Below are 15449 nucleotides of genomic sequence, written 5' to 3'. Positions count from 1 at the left end.
TATTCCGGGAACGGCTGGCGGGTGGTGAAGTGGTTTAAGGGCAGGCTGTATCTGCCTCGCGAACCCGTCTAGTCAGATCAGACAGGCTTTGGCGCTGCTGGCCATTTGTGCTAAAGTTTTCAGACGACAGCCACGTTTCAAAGGCCGTTTTCAACGCAGGCCATTCACTGTCGATCACCGAAAACCACGCTGTATCACGGTTGCGTCCCTTGATCACCATGTGCTGGCGAAAAATACCCTCGAATGTAAAACCCAACCGCAGCGCTGCCCGTCGCGAGGGCTGGTTGAGCGCATCACATTTCCATTCATACCGCCGGTAACCGACCTCAAAGGCCCATTGCATCATCAAAAACATTGCCTCGGTCGCCGCACGGGTGCGTTGCAGGGGCGGGGTAAAAACGATGCTTCCTACTTCGATATCCCCCATTTCAGGCCTGATCCGCAAATAGCTGGCCACCCCTTCATACTGCCCTGTTTCAAGGTTTTTTATCGCGTAATAATAAGGGTCATTCACTGCCACCGCCGTATGCACCCAGTTAGAATATGCCAAAGCCGACAAAAACGGCCCGTGTGCCATGTAGTCCCACAGGGTATCATCCGCCGCATTGGCCCGATGCAATTCATCTGCATGGCGGTCAGCATCCAACCGTTCCAACCGCGCATAGCGCCCTTCCAGAACGGGTGCGGTCGGGCATGGTGGTGGCATCCAGTTTTTCAACTTCGGGCCTAATATTGTGTCCTTACCCATTCCGATACTCCTGTTTATAAAGGGATAGTACTGCGCCCGATCTGCCCCTGAAACCCTGAAATCGCACCACTCTTACCCAATTTCCGCCGCATTTGCCGCGCATCTTACCCAGAGTAACAATAAATTTGCCTGTATTTTAGGAGTTGCCAGAATGTTGAAAACCATGTTCCGCTTTGCCCATGACGACGATGGTAGTGCCACTGTGGACTGGCTGGTATTGGCAACCGGCGTTTTGTCATTGGTCATGGCCATTGTCCTGACCGCAACCAGCAATGCAAATGCAGAGTCCAGCCCGGCAGAAACTGTTATCACGGCCAACGACTAAATCCGGCCTGTTACGGCTGTTTCGGCCAGATTGGAAAAAGAAAACCCCGCAGTTTTAACCGCGGGGTTTTGTATTTTTGGAGCTATGCCCAAAAGTTGGTGACGCAGTAATCAGGCGGCATGTTTTTCCTGCTTGATCCCGTCCTTAAATTCAACCCCTTCGATGATTTCCGGCAATCGGAATGCGCCGTCGAGTTTACGCCATTTCTTCTTTGCCGACATCATCAGGCGGAAGGTCATTGCCAAGGCGGTCTTGCGCCCGAGGCAGCCTTTGGTCTTCTTCGTTCGGTGCCGCACGGTGGCAAATATGCTTTCGATGGGGTTGGATGTGCGGATGTGTTTCCAGTGCTCGGCAGGGAAGTCGTAGAAGGTCAGCAGCACGTCCCGGTCCTTGGTCAGCTTCCCCACGGCACGCTCGTATTTCACGCCATAGGCTTCGATGAAGAAATTGAACGCGGCCTCGGCGTCCCGTTTGTTCTCGGCCATCCAGATGTCCTGTAGATGGCCCTTGGCTTTGGCTTGCAGCGACTTCGGCATGGCATTCAGGACGTTGCCGGTTTTATGCACCCAGCAGCGCTGCTCCCGGGTCTCACCGAACACCTCCCGCAAGGCGTTCCAGAAGCCGAGCGCGCCATCACCAACGGCCAGATCAGGGGCTTTTCTGAGGCCACGACGTTGCAAGTCCAGCAGCAGTTCACGCCAGCTCTGGCTGCTTTCTCGATACCCGTCCACGAGGCCCAGAACATCCTTGTTACCCCACTCGTCCGCGCCGATGATCACCAGCATGCATTGCTTGTCAGCATCCGTGCGCGGCTTGAAATAAACCCCGTCGGCCCAGAAATACACATAGCGTTTGGCCGACAGGTCACGCCGGTTCCAACGCTCGTATTCTGCCCACCACTCCGCCTTCAGGCGCGAAATCGTGCTCGATGTCAAACCACCCGCATCAGGCCCCAGAAGGGCCGCCAGTGCTTCGCCGAAATCACCCGTGGAAATACCTTTGAGATAGAGCCAGGGCAACAACTCCTCGACCGACTTTGCCCGGCGCAGATACGGCGGCAGAAGCGTCGAGGTGAACCTGATCTTCTCCGCCCCCGTGCCACGATCACGCACCCGAGGCACATTCACCGGGACAGGGCCGATCCCCGTCATCACCTCGCGCTCCGGCAGGTATCCGTGGCGAACAAGGCGCTGGCGACCGGCCGAATCCCTCAAATGCGCGTGTTGCGCCATCAGATCACAAACCTCGGCCTCGACCGCCTGTGCCAACAGATCCCGCGCGCCTTTGCGCAAGATATCCGTCAGCGGATCAGGTGAAATTCCGGCTGGATCGGTAAACTCCAAAATAGGGTTGTGTCTCGAAAGTGGTGGAAATTGATTTCAGGCACCTCCGAGCGGGTTGAGTTATGCGCCGGTCAGGCGGCTTGGTCAAGGGTTGCGTCGGCGACGGGCTGAGCGAGCGTTTCCCAGCCATCGACCTTTCGCATGACGATCTGCCCCGAGGCCATCAGAGCCCAAAGCAGCATCGGCACGGTCTCGGCGCATGGCAGCACGGTCTGGGTCTTGATGCGGCGGCGGAATTCCTCGTTCAGGCGTTCGATCGCATTTGTCGTTCTGGCCGATTTCCACTGGCCTTGTGGCAGACGCGTGAAGGTGAAAAGCTTATCTCCTGCTTCTTCCAAGCTGTCAGCGACGGCCTTGCATTTCAGCCGCCATTTTCGCAGAAATGCCTTGCGGCGGGTGGCGATTTCCTCGGGTGTTTTGGCGTAGATCATGTCGCGGTAATCTTCTGTCAACTCATCATGCATACGCTTGGGTGCCTTGGCCAGAAGGTTGCGGTGCTTGTGCACCGTGCACCTCTGGATCGGCAGATCTTCACCCCAGAGGGCAATGAGAGCGACCTCAAGTCCCGGTGCCCCGTCCACGATGACAAATTCGGGCCGTTTCAACCCGCGCGCATCCAGATCGTTGATGAACTGACGCCAGGCGGAGGTGCTTTCGCCGCCCATGTTCATCAGTGATAACAAGACCTTCTGCCCATCCCGGCGCACGCCAATCGCGGCCAGAACCGAGATATTGGTGGCCTTCCTGTCAATCCGCGTTTTGATCACGGTGCCGTCCAGGATCAGCCGCACGATGTCTTCATCCGCAAGGCTGCGGGCGCACCACGCCTGCCAGTCCACCTTCACCTTGCGCCAGGCGCGGCTCACCACATCCTTGCTGACCGCCCCCTGAAACAGGCCGAACAGGGCGCGTTTTACCCGCCGTGTGTTGGTGCCCGAAAGGTAGACAGCAGCGATCAGCGCCTCGGCCTTCTTCGTCAGCCGCTGGTAGCGGGGCAATGCCTTCGAGCGCCATTCTCTGGCCTTGCCGGCCTCGCCTGTGATCCGCGCACGCGGCACGCGCACCGTTTCGGTTCCAAATGTTCCGACCAGTTGCCGCTCGCGATGCCCGTGGCGGTATCCGGCCTTTGCCCCGCCGCTGCGGCCATACCGGCAACGGCCCAGAAACTGCTCCAGCTCCTCTTCGAAAACCGCCTCGATCGTCGCGCGGATGTTCTGGCGCAGCCGGTCTTCAATCGGGTCATAGCCTGCTTCATTGGCCAGTAGCGCGGATGTCGATGTTGCTGTATTCTTTGTCATGGCGTGATCTCCTTGGCGGTTCCAGCCGCCGGTTGGGTGGCTTCGATGCACCCGGAGATTACGCCGTCCTCGAATTTCCACCAAACTCGCGACACTACCATCGGCAAATCCCTTGATTTCTATCGGGTTGCCTGACGGGTCCAGAAAGAACATCGTGCTTTGTTCGCCCGGCTGCCCAGCAAAGCGCAGGGTCGGCGGGATCACAAATTCGATGCCTACATCCTTCAGGCGGTCGGCCAAGGATTGCCATTCATCCATCGCCAACACAACACCCAGATGTGGCATCATCACCATATGATCGCCCACCTTGCCCGTCGCACGGGTTTCAAAGGGGGTGCCCAGATGCAGTGAAATCTGGTGGCCGAAAAAGTTGAAATCAACCCATGTGTCAGTGCTGCGCCCCTCTTTGCAGCCCAGCACCCCGCCATAAAAGGCGCGGGCCTGATCAAGATCGGTGATGTTATAGGCAAAGTGGAAAATCGACATCTTTTGCGTCCTTTGGCTGCGTGGGTTTTGCCAGACTGTATAGCGCCGTGTAATAAAAAGACTATCTTGTTATTCTTTTTTCAAAGATAAGCTTTGCTTATGGATTTACGGTTTCTGAAATCACTGGTGGCGGTTGTCGAACAGGGCAGCATCACCGCCGCAGCCCAGCGCGAAGGCATCACCGCCCCCGCCATCAGCCAGCGTTTGCAAGCGCTTGAGGCGGAACTGGGTGTGGACCTGTTGCGTCGCTCGGGCCGCAGTGTACAACCCACACCCGCCTGTCTGCGCCTGCTGCCGCAAATCCGGCGGGTGCTGGAGGAAGGGCGGGCGTTAACCCTGTCCCTGAGCCAAACCACACAGGCAGGACGCTTCCGTCTGGGGGCCATTTCAACGGTATTGACCGATTACATGCCACAGATCATCCGGCAGGTGCATCAGCAGATGCCGGCGGTCGAGCTGGACATCCACCCCGGCACCTCGGCACAGCTATACCGCGCGTTTCAGGATGGGGAACTGGACGCGGTGATCTGCGTGGCCCCGCCATTCCCCTTGCCAAAATCACAACGCTTTGCGGGGCTGGTGCGCGAACCTCTCGGCATGATTGGCACGCCGGACAGGGATGCGCCATTTATCGTCTACAGCCGCAAATCTTGGGGCGGGTCGCTGTGCTGGAGCGGGGTGCAACAGGTTAACGAAACCCCGCAGATTTTATGCGAACTGGACGCGCTGGAAACCATTGCCATCATGGTGCAAGGCGGTTCAGGCGTGGCGGTGGTGCCAAACTGGGCTGGATTGACCGACAGGTTTCCCGACATGGCGTTCAAACGTATCGGGGAAGATGTGCGCGAAATCGGCCTGTTGTGCCGCACCCATCAGGCGGATCATCCGGTGCTGGAATTGATCCGTAATACTGTTGTTTAACGTGGGCGGTGGACGTGGGCGCTCTGCATCAAACCAAAGGCGATCAACAGAACCAGCATGGCCGACCCGCCATAAGACACCAACGGCAAAGGCACCCCGACAACTGGGGCCAGCCCCATCACCATCGACATGTTGACGACAAAGAACAAAAACAGCGTGGCCGCCACCCCGAGGGTGATCAGCGACGCATAGCGATCCTTGTTTTTTACGGCTGACACAACGCAAAAAATGATGATTAGCGCATATAGGCCCAACAAAGACATCGCCCCCAGAAAGCCGAATTCCTCGGCCAGTGTGGTGAAAATAAAGTCTGTGTGTTTCTCGGGCAGAAAATTCAACCGTGCCTGTGTGCCTTGCATAAACCCGCGCCCCGTCAGCCCGCCTGACCCCAGTGCGATTTTTGACTGGGTGATGTGGTACCCGGCCCCCAATGGATCGGATGCGGGGTTCAGAAAGGTATCAATCCTGCGATATTGATAATCCTTCAGGAACTGCCATTCAGTGCCGCGAAACTCGAAAACAGCGGTAATTGCGGCTGCCACCGCTGCGATGATCGCCGCGAAATAGAACCAGCTGACACCGGCAAGAAACATTATAATGCCGCCCCCCGCTACCAGCAGAATTGCAGTTCCCAGATCCGGTTGTTTCAGAACAAGCGCGGTGGGCACCATAATAATGATAACAGGGATCAATACCCACAATAGCCGAGAGGTTTTCTTGATATCCAGCCAGTCATAGTATGCCGCAAGCACCATGATCAGGGTTATTTTCGCCAGCTCGGACGGTTGCAACACCATAAACCCCAGATCAATCCAGCGCTTTGCGCCCATATTGACTGTGCCAAAGAAATGCACGGCCAACAGCAAAAGGACGGAAATCAGATAGGCCAGTGCCGACATGTTGCGCCAAAACCAGATCGGCACCATGGCGATAAACAGCATCATCCCCATGCCAAAGGCAAAACGTTTCATTTGCGGCTCGACCCAGGGGCTCATCGACCCACCGGCAACCGAATACAGGATCAAAAACCCGATGCCCGAGATCGCCGCAAGCAACAAGATGACCGGCCAGTTCAGGAACAGGATTTTCCGCAGCCCCGAGGGAACAGTTTTAATATTATGTTCAAGGTAACTCATGCCTGATCTTTACTTTCGCGGAATGAATCTGGATCCCGCAGATTCAATTCCTTTTGCTCGCTTCGGATGCGCCACCGGTCCCGCTCGGGATAGGCATCAAGAGGAGGAAGTTCCCCGTAAAGCGCCTGAAGTGCAATATCCCGGGCAATCGGTGCTGCTGCCTTGGAGCCACCGCCGCCATGTTCCACTACAACTGAAACGGCAATGCGCGGATCATCAAACGGGGCAAAGCAGACAAAAAGCGCATGATCGCGTTTTTCCCAGGGCACATCCTGATTGCGAACGATCGTGTTGCCGACCTGACTGGTGCCGGTTTTTCCGGCCATACGCATGTTTTCTGTCAGAATGCGTGATCGAAAAGCAGTGCCGCCCGTTTCATTTACGACAGCATACATTGCCTTTCGCACCAGTCTCAGATTGTTTTCATTGATCCCCAAAGACTCGCCCGCCTGAATCGGGGTTTCGGCCCCGTTTACCGATTTGATCAACCTTGGCATAACGGCCCGTCCCGTGGCCAATCGGGCGGTCATCAATGCCTGCTGCATAGGCGAGGACAACACAAACCCCTGCCCGATCGACGCATTTAAAGAATCCCCGATCACCCATTCCGCGCCGCGATGTTCCAGTTTCCAGCTTTTGGTTGGTGCCAATCCCTTGGCCACCGAAGACATCGGTACATCAAATTTTGTGCCAAACCCGAATTTGCGCGCCATTTCCGAGATTTTCTCGATCCCGACCCGTTGGGCCATCTCGTAATAGAACACATCACATGATTTTTTCAGGCTGTTCTTCAGGTTAACATTTCCGTGGCCCGCCCGTTTCCAGCAATGGAACCGGCGGCCGCCAACCTCGACAAACCCTTTGCATTTTACGGTTTCTTCCGAAGTCAGCACGCCTTCTTCTAGCGCGGCAAGGGCAGTCATCATCTTGAAGGTCGATCCGGGTGGGTAGATCCCTTGTATCGCTTTGTTTGGCAGCGGACGGTATTTGTCATTCAACAGCGCCGAATAATCTGCCTGCGATATGCCATTTACAAATTTGTTCGGATCAAACGCAGGTGTCGAACCGATCGCCAGCAAATCCCCCGTCTGCACATCGATGACAACAGCCGCCGCACTTTCGCCTTCAAGGCGCGCCTGAATATAGTTTTGCAATGCGCTGTCGATGGTCAGTTGCAGGTTAACCCCCGGCTCGCCCTCTTCCCGGCCCAGTTCACGCATGACGCGACCGATCGAGTTCACCTCGATACGTTTGATACCTGCCTTGCCGCGCAGGGATTTTTCAAGCTTGGCTTCAACCCCGACCTTGCCGATCTGGAATCGCGGGATTTGCAGCAGTGGATCGCGGTCATTTGTGCGGTTCAAATCGGCCTCGTTCACGGCCCCCACATAACCGACGATATGGGCAAAATCATCCGCCAGAGGATAAGCCCGGGACAGACCAACCTCGGGTGTGACACCGGGCAATGCGGGTGCGTTAACGGCAACCTTGGCAATATCTTCCCATGTCAGACGCTCGGCGAGTGTAACGGGCACAAACGGGCTGCGCCGTTTCATTTCATCCAGCGCGCGTGCGATTTCTTCGGGGTCCAACGGGACCAGCGCATTCAGGCGTGCCACGACATTGTTCACATCACCCGCATCTTCGCGCACAATAGTGATCCGGTAGAGCGGCTTGTTCACCGCCAAAGGCACACCGTTTCGATCGTAAATCAACCCGCGCGCAGGGGGCAATAGGCGGATATTGATGCGGTTTTCATCTGCCAGCAGGCGATATTGATCCGCCTGATCCACCTGCAAATATCGCATTCTGGCTGCAAGCACCCCCACAAATGCCAATTGCGAGGCCCCAAGAAACAACGCACGTCGGGTGATGCGACGCTGGCTTTCGATGGTATCTTTCGGGTTTCGTCTCATATCCGGTGTCCCAATTCATCTACTTCACCGGGGGCAATCTTGCGCACACCCAGCACATAGCGGGAAAAGGCCACAACCAGCGGATACGCGGCAATTGTCGAAATCAACAACGTCATCGACAGCCAGAATGATGGCCGTGGCTCCATCACAATAATCAGTACCAGCCTGTAGGCAATAAGTATTGCTGCCATAACACCTGCCACCATCGCCCATTCAAACAGGAAAGGCAGTTCGCGCATCAGATGGGTGCGTCTGCGCAAAAACTCGGTCCCGATCACAACCAATGCTGCCATCAATCCGGGCGGGCGCTGAAACAGCATATCAGCCAACAGCATGACTGCGGCTATCAACAACACCGGCGTATAATCAGGTCGCCGCAGCACCCATGCAAAGCACATACAAACCAGCAAATCGGGCATTGCCCAGTTTGACGGGGTGGTTTGCAACGGGATCAGGCGCATGAAAAATATCAGCCCCGAAAGAACCAGAAACAATGTCCAGTATGCCCATTTTCGACTAAGGGCCGGATCAACCATCACTCGCCCCCTCCTCTGGCACCGGGATCTGTGGCGCTGACCGCTCGCCAATCAGCAAAGCGCCGGGATCTTTGATAATCTCGACATTGCGGCTGCGTAATACCCGCAGAAAATCCAACCGCTCGTAGTCGGCAGCCAACCGCACTCTTAACCGCCGATCCAGATCTTTGGTCACTTCGCCCACCAGCAAACCGGCCGGAAACACCCCGCCATCGCCCGAGGTCACCACCCTGTCACCGGGACGCACCAGTTCCGGTTTTTCCAGAAATTCGATCAATGGCCGTGCGAAATTGTCGCCAACCAAAAGCGACCTTTGCCCTGATGGCTGGATCGTCACGGGTATCCGGCTGTTGGCATCAGTCAGCAGGATTACCCGCGCGGTATTGTTGCCAACCCCCGAAATGCGCCCGACCAGCCCCAGACCATCCATCGTGGCCCAACCATCCTTGACCCCGTCCCGCGATCCGACATTCAGCAGAACCGACTGGCGAAAGGGCGACCCGCTGTCGGCCAGCACCACGCCGGAAACCGATGTCAGCTTCGGATCCAGACGCACCGAATTCAGCGCCAGCAGTTTGGCGTTTTGCTGCTCCAGTTGAACCGCCGCTTCTTTCCACGATTTCAGGCGTTGCAATTCGCGGCGCAATTCCTGATTTTGTTCGTAAATCTTGTTGTAGGAGCGAAAATTCTCGATCATGCCCGCCGCTGCCGTAACCGGCACCAGTGCCCATTCGAAATTCGGCACGAACCGGTCGACGATGGCCGCCCGGAACCGTTCCACACGCGGGCTGTCAATCCGCCACAACAGGAACAGGGCCATCAGCACAAACACCAACAGCCCGACCAGAATACGCCTGATCGGGCGGGCATAATGTGCATGGGTGTTTCGGTCTTTCGCCAAGGGACGCTCCCGTGGCCGGATATGGCCTAGCTGTCGTAGTCAATTACATGGCGTAGCTGCTTTTCATATTCAAGCGCCTTGCCGGTGCCCAATGCCACACAATTCAGCGATTCATCGGCAATCGAGATCGCCAGCCCGGTCTGTTCACGCAGCGCCAGGTCAAGATCGCCCAACAACGCACCGCCGCCGGTCAGCATCACGCCACGGTCAACGATATCGGCGGCCAGATCGGGTGGTGTGGCTTCAAGTGCCGTCATCACCGCTTCGCAAATCTGTTGCACGGGTTCGGCCAATGCTTCGGCGATCTGGGCCTGATTGACCTCGGTTTCCTTGGGAACACCGTTCAACAGATCACGCCCGCGAATGTGCATCGAGGCCCCCCGCCCGTCATCAGGCATCCGCGCTGTGCCGATACTTGTCTTGATCCGCTCGGCTGTGGTTTCGCCGATCAGCAGGTTATGCTGGCGACGCAGATAACTGATGATGGCTTCGTCCATCCGGTCGCCCCCGACCCGCACGGAACGGGCATAAACAATGTCGCCCAGTGACAGCACGGCCACCTCGGTGGTGCCACCGCCGATGTCGACAACCATGTTGCCGGTCGGGTCAGTGATCGGCATACCGGCGCCAATCGCCGCGGCAATCGGTTCGGCAATCAGACCGGCGCGTCGTGCACCGGCAGACAAGACCGACTGGCGGATGGCGCGTTTTTCAACCGGTGTCGCGCCATGGGGTACGCAGACGATGATCTTGGGTTTGGAAAAGGTGGTGCGCTTGTGGACCTTGCGGATGAAATGCTTGATCATTTCTTCGGCTGTATCGAAGTCGGCAATCACCCCTTCGCGCATCGGGCGGATGGCTTCGATACTGCCCGGCGTGCGGCCCAGCATCAGCTTGGCATCTTCACCCACGGCCAACACCTTTTTCACGCCGTCCTTGACGTGATAGGCAACCACCGAAGGTTCGTTCAAAATGATGCCTTTGCCTTTGACATAGACCAGCGTGTTCGCCGTGCCCAGATCAATTGCCATGTCGGACGAAAACAGTCCTGAAAAACCAGCCATGCGTTTGCTTTCCGTTTGATACACCGATCACCCTGCGATTCTGACATCAGGGCGGATTTTCTTATAGGCGGGAGGCGCAGGGGGGGTAAAGGGGGCGCGGACATATGTCAGCGCCTTTTTGCTTTGCCTGCGGATATTTGCCCTGATCTGGTGGGCATGAAAAACGACGGGAAAGTCGGAAATATGAAACTGTCAGGCTTTGGCGGGGAATAAATCTGTTGGGAATGTTGGAATATTACAAACCCAATTTCCCCGCCAAAGGTGCGAAATTAATTTTGTCGCAAAGGCCTAAGCGTCTGCTGGTTTTGTCTTTTCGCGACGTACCAACAATTTTTTCAGCGCATTGATATAGGCCCGAACCGAGGCAACAACTGTATCTGTATCGGCAGATTGTCCGACAGCAATTTTGCCATCTTCTTCCATCCGCACTGAAACGGTCGCCTGCGCATCAGTGCCTTCGGTCACGGCATGGACCTGATATAGCTGAAGGCGCGCATCATGCGGGAACAGTTCCTTTACCGCGTTGAACGCCGCATCCACTGGGCCGTCACCCGTGGCTGTGGTGGTGCAATCTTCGCCTTCTATTTCCAGCGTCATTTCCGCTGTCTGCGGCCCGGAAGTGCCACAGACCACGCGCAGATGATTCAACTGGATCGTGTCATGTTCAGCATCCGAAGCGGTGTCGCGCATCAGGGCGATCAGATCATCCTCGAAGATTTCCTTCTTGCGATCTGCCAGCGCCTTGAAGCGCACGAACACATCCTTCAACTGGTTGTCGGCCAATTCATACCCCAGATCGGCCAGTTTCGAGCGCAACGCAGCGCGCCCCGAATGTTTGCCCATCACCAGATTGGTTTCCGACAGGCCCACATCCGAGGGCCGCATGATTTCGAAGGTATCGGCCGATTTCAGCATCCCGTCCTGATGGATGCCGCTTTCATGGGCAAAGGCGTTCTTGCCGACGATGGCCTTGTTGTATTGCACCGCAAAACCGGACACGGTTGCGACCATGCGCGACAGGTTCATAATTTTCGTGGTGTCGATACCGGTCTGGTACGGCATGATGTCATTGCGCACGCGCATGGCCATCACCACTTCTTCCAGCGCGGTGTTGCCGGCACGTTCACCCAGACCGTTGATGGTGCATTCGATCTGCCGCGCGCCTGCGTCCACAGCGGCCAGCGCGTTGGCCGTGGCCATGCCCAGGTCATTGTGGCAATGGGTGGCAAAAATAATTTCATCGGCACCGGGCACCCGTTCCAGCAGCATGCGGATGATCTTGGCGCTTTCGGCGGGGGCGGTATAGCCGACGGTATCGGGGATATTGATGGTGGTTGCACCCGCCTTGATGGCAATTTCCACCACGCGGCACAGGTAATCGTCTTCGGTCCGTGTGGCGTCCATCGGCGACCACTGGATATTGTCACAAAGGTTGCGCGCGTGGGTCACGGTCTGGTGGATCACATCGGCCATTTCGTCCATGTCCAGATCGGGAATGGCGCGGTGCTGGGGGGATGTGCCGATAAAGGTATGGATGCGCGGTTGGGCGGCAAATTTCACCGCCTCCCAGCAGCGGTCTATATCGCCGACCTTGGCGCGGGCCAGCCCGCAGATCACCGAATTTTTGCTGTTCTTGGAAATCTCGGACACGGCGGCAAAATCGCCCTCGGAGGCGATCGGGAAACCCGCCTCGATCACATCCACGCCCATTTCGTCCAGCAGGGATGCGATTTCCAGCTTTTCATCATGGGTCATGGTGGCGCCGGGGGATTGTTCGCCGTCGCGTAAAGTGGTGTCAAAGATGATTACGCGGTCTTGCGTTGATGTATCGGTCATTTTGGAAACTTTCGTGTTCAGTGTCTTAGCCTAAAGGTGCAGTGGCGCGATTATCCCCTCTGAGCGGTCGCGCCATATCGGCACGCTCAGAGGCGGCTAAGAAGTAGGATCGACGACAGGAGCAGGCCAAGCGTGCGGGCCGCGGTATCAACAAGGATATGTCCAAATGTCATCATCACGCCGCGACTATAGGAGGGGGGGGTTAAAAAGAAAAGGGGCGGGCTGTAAATTTTAGGTCGCGACATAATGTTACGCGATACATTGGGAATATTGAATGTAATTGCGTTTTTCTATATAGGGAACCTCTAAAAATCCCCCAAAATCCGGCCTGACGGGGTAGAATCGTCATCAGGATGAAAATGATTCGACCGACGGGGTTTTGTCATGGGTCAGATGGGATTTTTTGATCTTTCCAGCCGATACGCGGGACTGGACAAATCTGGTGATCCGCTGGTGTTGCTCAACGACATGGTGCCGTTCGAGGATTACCGGGACGAGCTGAAGGCCATATGGCGCACGCCGCCCGAACAGCGCAAATCCAACGCTGGCCGCCCGCCTTGGGATGAGGTGCTGATATTCAAGACGATGGTTTTGCAGCAGCTCTACAACCTCTCTGACGATCAGATCGAGTATCAGATCCGCGACCGCCTGTCGTTCATGCGGTTTCTCGGCCTTGGCATTGAAGACAGCGTACCTGACGCCAAGACCATCTGGGCCTACCGTGAAAGGCTGGCCGGGGCCGGGAAGATGAAGGAGCTGTTTGACAAGTTCGATGCCTTTCTGCGCGAAAAGGGCTATCTGGCGATGGGCGGGCAGATTGTTGATGCGAGCATCGTTCCGGCGCCGCGCCAGCACAACAAAAGGGACGAGAACGAGAAAATCAAGGCGGGCGAAACGCCTGAAGAGTGGGAGGAAAAACCCCACAAGAAGCGCCAGAAGGACGTGGATGCGCGCTGGACGAAGAAGCACGGCAAGAGCTATTACGGCTACAAGAACCACATCAATGTCGACCGGCGGCACAAATTCATCCGCGCTTATGATGTCACCGATGCCGCCGTGCATGACAGCCAGGCGCTTGCCGGTCTGATTGATGCGAGCAACACCTCATCGGACCTGTGGGCCGACAGCGCCTATCGCTCGCAAAAGATCGAAAGCGAGCTGGAAGAGCGGGGGCTTCACAGCCATATCCATCACAAGGGCAGGCGCGGCAAGCCGCTTGGCGAGCGCCAGCAAAAGGCCAACCGGAGGCGCTCGAAAGTGCGGGTCCGGGTCGAGCATGTATTCGCTTTTCAGGAGCGCTCCATGGGCGGCAAGCTGATCCGCTCCATCGGCCTGAAGCGGGCGCGATTTCGCATCGGGATGATGAACCTGGTCTACAACATGAAGCGCTTCGTCCAGTTCGAATGCGGCCTGGCGGCGCCGGGATAAGGGTTCATGGGGTGAGGTGTGCCTGAAATACCCAAAACCGGCTTGAAACCGGTGAAAATGGGTTTATGATCCGAAGCAATCAGGCGGGACAGGCGAAAAACCGTCCACCCCGCCGCGAAGAAGGCGAAAACGGGAATTTACAGAGGTTCCCTATAGACTATCGGAATGAATACCAAAAATATGTCATCAGGGAGAGAACAATGACACATGTCGTCGTATTGGGGGCCGGTCTTGGCGGCGCCATCCAAGCGTATGAATTGCGCGAAACGCTTGCGAAAAGCGATAAAATAACGGTTATTTCCAATAAATCGTACTTTCAGTTCACACCATCCAATCCGTGGGCAGGTGTTGGTTGGCGTAAAAAAGAAGAGCTGATCGTCGAACTGGAACCCGTCATGTCGAAACGGGGAATCGAATTTATCTGTGATGGCGCAAAGAAGCTGCACCCCGATGAAAACAAGATTGTTTTGGATAGCGGCCGCGAAGTTACCTATGATTATCTGGTGATCGCCACCGGTCCAGATCTGGCATTTGATGAAATCGAAGGCTTTGGTCCCGACGCACACACAGCCTCGGTCTGTCATGTGGAGCATGCGGAAATTTCCGGTAACAACTGGGATGCCTTCTGCGCCAACCCCGGTCCGATCGTTGTTGGCGCTGTTCAGGGCGCGTCCTGCTTTGGCCCGGCTTACGAATATCTGCTGACCATCGAAACCGATCTGCGCCGCCGTAAAATCCGCCACAAGGTTCCGATGACATTTGTCACCTCGGAACCCTACATCGGCCACCTTGGTCTGGGCGGCGTTGGCGATACCAAAGGGATGCTGGAAAGCGCGCTGCGAGATCGCGACATCAAATGGGTGACCAACTGTAAGGTCGACAAATTTGAAGAAGGCAAAGTGCATTTCACCGAAGTGAACGAAGACGGTTCGGAAAAGGAAAAGCACGAAGAAGAATTCGGGTATGCAATGATGCTGCCCGCCTTTCGCGGCATTCCGGCCCTGATGGGGCTGGAAGGGCTGGTAAATCCGCGTGGTTTCGTCATCGTTGACGAATACCAGCGCAATCCGAAATACCAGAACATCTTTGCCATCGGCGTTTGTATCGCCATCGCACCGCCGGTTGCAACGCCGGTGCCAACAGGTGTTCCGAAAACCGGTTTCATGATTGAAAGCATGGTTACGGCCACGGCTCACAACATCCCCAATGTGATTGCGGGCAAGGACCCCAAGGAAATGGCCACATGGAACGCGTTTTGTCTGGCCGACTTTGGCAACCGTGGCTTTGCCTTCCTTGCGATGCCGCAGAACCCGCCGCGCAACAAAAACTGGACCTCCAGCGGGCGTTGGGTGCATTGGGCCAAACTGGCGTTCGAATGGTATTTTATTCGCAAAGTCAAAAAAGGCGTTTCCGAGCCTTGGTATGAAAAACGCATCATGAAGATGCTGAAAATCACCAAGCAGCAAAAATAACAGATGCGGGGCCCACAGCGGGCCCCGTTTTCTTTTGCG

Annotated in this window: 13 protein-coding genes and 1 pseudogene; 4 read left to right on the top strand and 10 right to left on the bottom strand. The window is 56.2% G+C overall.

Going from position 1 to position 15449, the window contains the following annotated elements:
- Nucleotides 1-34: 34 nt before the first annotated feature.
- Nucleotides 35-748, bottom strand: a complete 714-nt coding sequence (locus ACQY4M_RS14560; RefSeq protein WP_428545519.1) for a GNAT family N-acetyltransferase — start codon at nt 746-748, stop codon at nt 35-37.
- Between the two features lie 151 nt (nt 749-899).
- On the opposite strand from ACQY4M_RS14560, the gene ACQY4M_RS14555 reads away from it, so the two are divergent.
- A complete protein-coding gene (locus ACQY4M_RS14555) occupies nt 900-1073 on the top strand; it encodes a hypothetical protein (protein ID WP_428545516.1) in 174 nt (57 codons plus the stop codon).
- Between the two features lie 110 nt (nt 1074-1183).
- Here the strand turns inward: ACQY4M_RS14555 and ACQY4M_RS14550 are convergent, their stop codons facing one another.
- The 3 genes and pseudogenes from ACQY4M_RS14550 to ACQY4M_RS14540 all read right to left on the bottom strand — a co-directional run.
- Nucleotides 1184-2419 (bottom strand): IS256 family transposase, encoded by a 1236-nt coding sequence (locus ACQY4M_RS14550; RefSeq protein ID WP_428545646.1) that lies wholly within the window; start codon nt 2417-2419, stop codon nt 1184-1186.
- Nucleotides 2420-2487: 68 nt separating this feature from the next.
- On the bottom strand, nt 2488-3714 hold the full coding sequence (locus ACQY4M_RS14545; protein WP_428539582.1) for an IS256 family transposase: 1227 nt from the start codon (nt 3712-3714) through the stop codon (nt 2488-2490).
- A 99-nt stretch (nt 3715-3813) separates the two neighbouring features.
- Nucleotides 3814-4200: pseudogene (locus tag ACQY4M_RS14540) on the bottom strand (VOC family protein); the annotation flags it as partial.
- 99 nt (nt 4201-4299) lie between these two features.
- Between ACQY4M_RS14540 and ACQY4M_RS14535 the strand changes: the two are divergent.
- Nucleotides 4300-5121: a LysR family transcriptional regulator gene (locus ACQY4M_RS14535; protein ID WP_428545513.1), complete on the top strand. Its 822-nt coding sequence runs from the start codon at nt 4300-4302 to the stop codon at nt 5119-5121.
- On the opposite strand, the gene rodA is transcribed toward ACQY4M_RS14535, so the two are convergent.
- The 6 genes from rodA to ACQY4M_RS14505 form a co-directional block, all read right to left on the bottom strand.
- Nucleotides 5118-6257 (bottom strand): rod shape-determining protein RodA, encoded by a 1140-nt coding sequence (gene rodA, locus ACQY4M_RS14530; protein WP_428545510.1) that lies wholly within the window; start codon nt 6255-6257, stop codon nt 5118-5120. The genes ACQY4M_RS14535 and rodA overlap by 4 nt on opposite strands.
- Nucleotides 6254-8173: a penicillin-binding protein 2 gene (mrdA, locus tag ACQY4M_RS14525; protein WP_428545504.1), complete on the bottom strand. Its 1920-nt coding sequence runs from the start codon at nt 8171-8173 to the stop codon at nt 6254-6256. The genes rodA and mrdA overlap by 4 nt, the downstream gene beginning before the upstream one ends.
- Entirely contained in the window at nt 8170-8592 is a 423-nt protein-coding gene (locus ACQY4M_RS14520) for a rod shape-determining protein MreD (protein WP_428545501.1), read from the bottom strand. The genes mrdA and ACQY4M_RS14520 overlap by 4 nt, the downstream gene beginning before the upstream one ends.
- A 109-nt stretch (nt 8593-8701) precedes the next feature.
- Entirely contained in the window at nt 8702-9610 is a 909-nt protein-coding gene (gene mreC, locus ACQY4M_RS14515) for a rod shape-determining protein MreC (protein WP_428545498.1), read from the bottom strand.
- A 26-nt stretch (nt 9611-9636) separates the two neighbouring features.
- A complete protein-coding gene (locus ACQY4M_RS14510) occupies nt 9637-10674 on the bottom strand; it encodes a rod shape-determining protein (protein WP_428545495.1) in 1038 nt (345 codons plus the stop codon).
- Between the two features lie 288 nt (nt 10675-10962).
- On the bottom strand, nt 10963-12510 hold the full coding sequence (locus ACQY4M_RS14505; protein WP_428545492.1) for a 2-isopropylmalate synthase: 1548 nt from the start codon (nt 12508-12510) through the stop codon (nt 10963-10965).
- Nucleotides 12511-12894: 384 nt separating this feature from the next.
- Between ACQY4M_RS14505 and ACQY4M_RS14500 the strand changes: the two genes are divergently transcribed.
- Together ACQY4M_RS14500 and ACQY4M_RS14495 are read left to right on the top strand one after the other, a co-directional pair.
- The gene (locus ACQY4M_RS14500) at nt 12895-13938 is read left to right on the top strand and encodes an IS5 family transposase (RefSeq protein WP_428539227.1); all 1044 of its coding nucleotides are present in this window, start codon (nt 12895-12897) and stop codon (nt 13936-13938) included.
- A gap of 65 nt (nt 13939-14003) precedes the next feature.
- On the top strand, nt 14004-15410 hold the full coding sequence (locus tag ACQY4M_RS14495; RefSeq protein WP_428545489.1) for an NAD(P)/FAD-dependent oxidoreductase: 1407 nt from the start codon (nt 14004-14006) through the stop codon (nt 15408-15410).
- Nucleotides 15411-15449: the final 39 nt, after the last annotated feature.

It is taken from the genome of Profundibacter sp., assembly GCF_965277155.1.
Lineage (GTDB): Bacteria > Pseudomonadota > Alphaproteobacteria > Rhodobacterales > Rhodobacteraceae > Profundibacter.
This window is presented reverse-complemented; position numbering and strand designations above follow the sequence as displayed.

What these genes read in the sequence shown, in the direction of transcription:
- ACQY4M_RS14560 (WP_428545519.1), bottom strand. Translation starts at nt 748, where the DNA reads ATGGGTAAGGACACAATATTAGGCCCGAAGTTGAAAAACTGGATGCCA.
- ACQY4M_RS14555 (WP_428545516.1), top strand. Translation starts at nt 900, where the DNA reads ATGTTGAAAACCATGTTCCGCTTTGCCCATGACGACGATGGTAGTGCC.
- ACQY4M_RS14545 (WP_428539582.1), bottom strand. Translation starts at nt 3,714, where the DNA reads ATGACAAAGAATACAGCAACATCGACATCCGCGCTACTGGCCAATGAA.
- ACQY4M_RS14535 (WP_428545513.1), top strand. Translation starts at nt 4,300, where the DNA reads ATGGATTTACGGTTTCTGAAATCACTGGTGGCGGTTGTCGAACAGGGC.
- rodA (WP_428545510.1), bottom strand. Translation starts at nt 6,257, where the DNA reads ATGAGTTACCTTGAACATAATATTAAAACTGTTCCCTCGGGGCTGCGG.
- mrdA (WP_428545504.1), bottom strand. Translation starts at nt 8,173, where the DNA reads ATGAGACGAAACCCGAAAGATACCATCGAAAGCCAGCGTCGCATCACC.
- ACQY4M_RS14520 (WP_428545501.1), bottom strand. Translation starts at nt 8,592, where the DNA reads ATGCCCGATTTGCTGGTTTGTATGTGCTTTGCATGGGTGCTGCGGCGA.
- ACQY4M_RS14510 (WP_428545495.1), bottom strand. Translation starts at nt 10,674, where the DNA reads ATGGCTGGTTTTTCAGGACTGTTTTCGTCCGACATGGCAATTGATCTG.
- ACQY4M_RS14505 (WP_428545492.1), bottom strand. Translation starts at nt 12,510, where the DNA reads ATGACCGATACATCAACGCAAGACCGCGTAATCATCTTTGACACCACT.
- ACQY4M_RS14500 (WP_428539227.1), top strand. Translation starts at nt 12,895, where the DNA reads ATGGGTCAGATGGGATTTTTTGATCTTTCCAGCCGATACGCGGGACTG.
- ACQY4M_RS14495 (WP_428545489.1), top strand. Translation starts at nt 14,004, where the DNA reads ATGATCCGAAGCAATCAGGCGGGACAGGCGAAAAACCGTCCACCCCGC.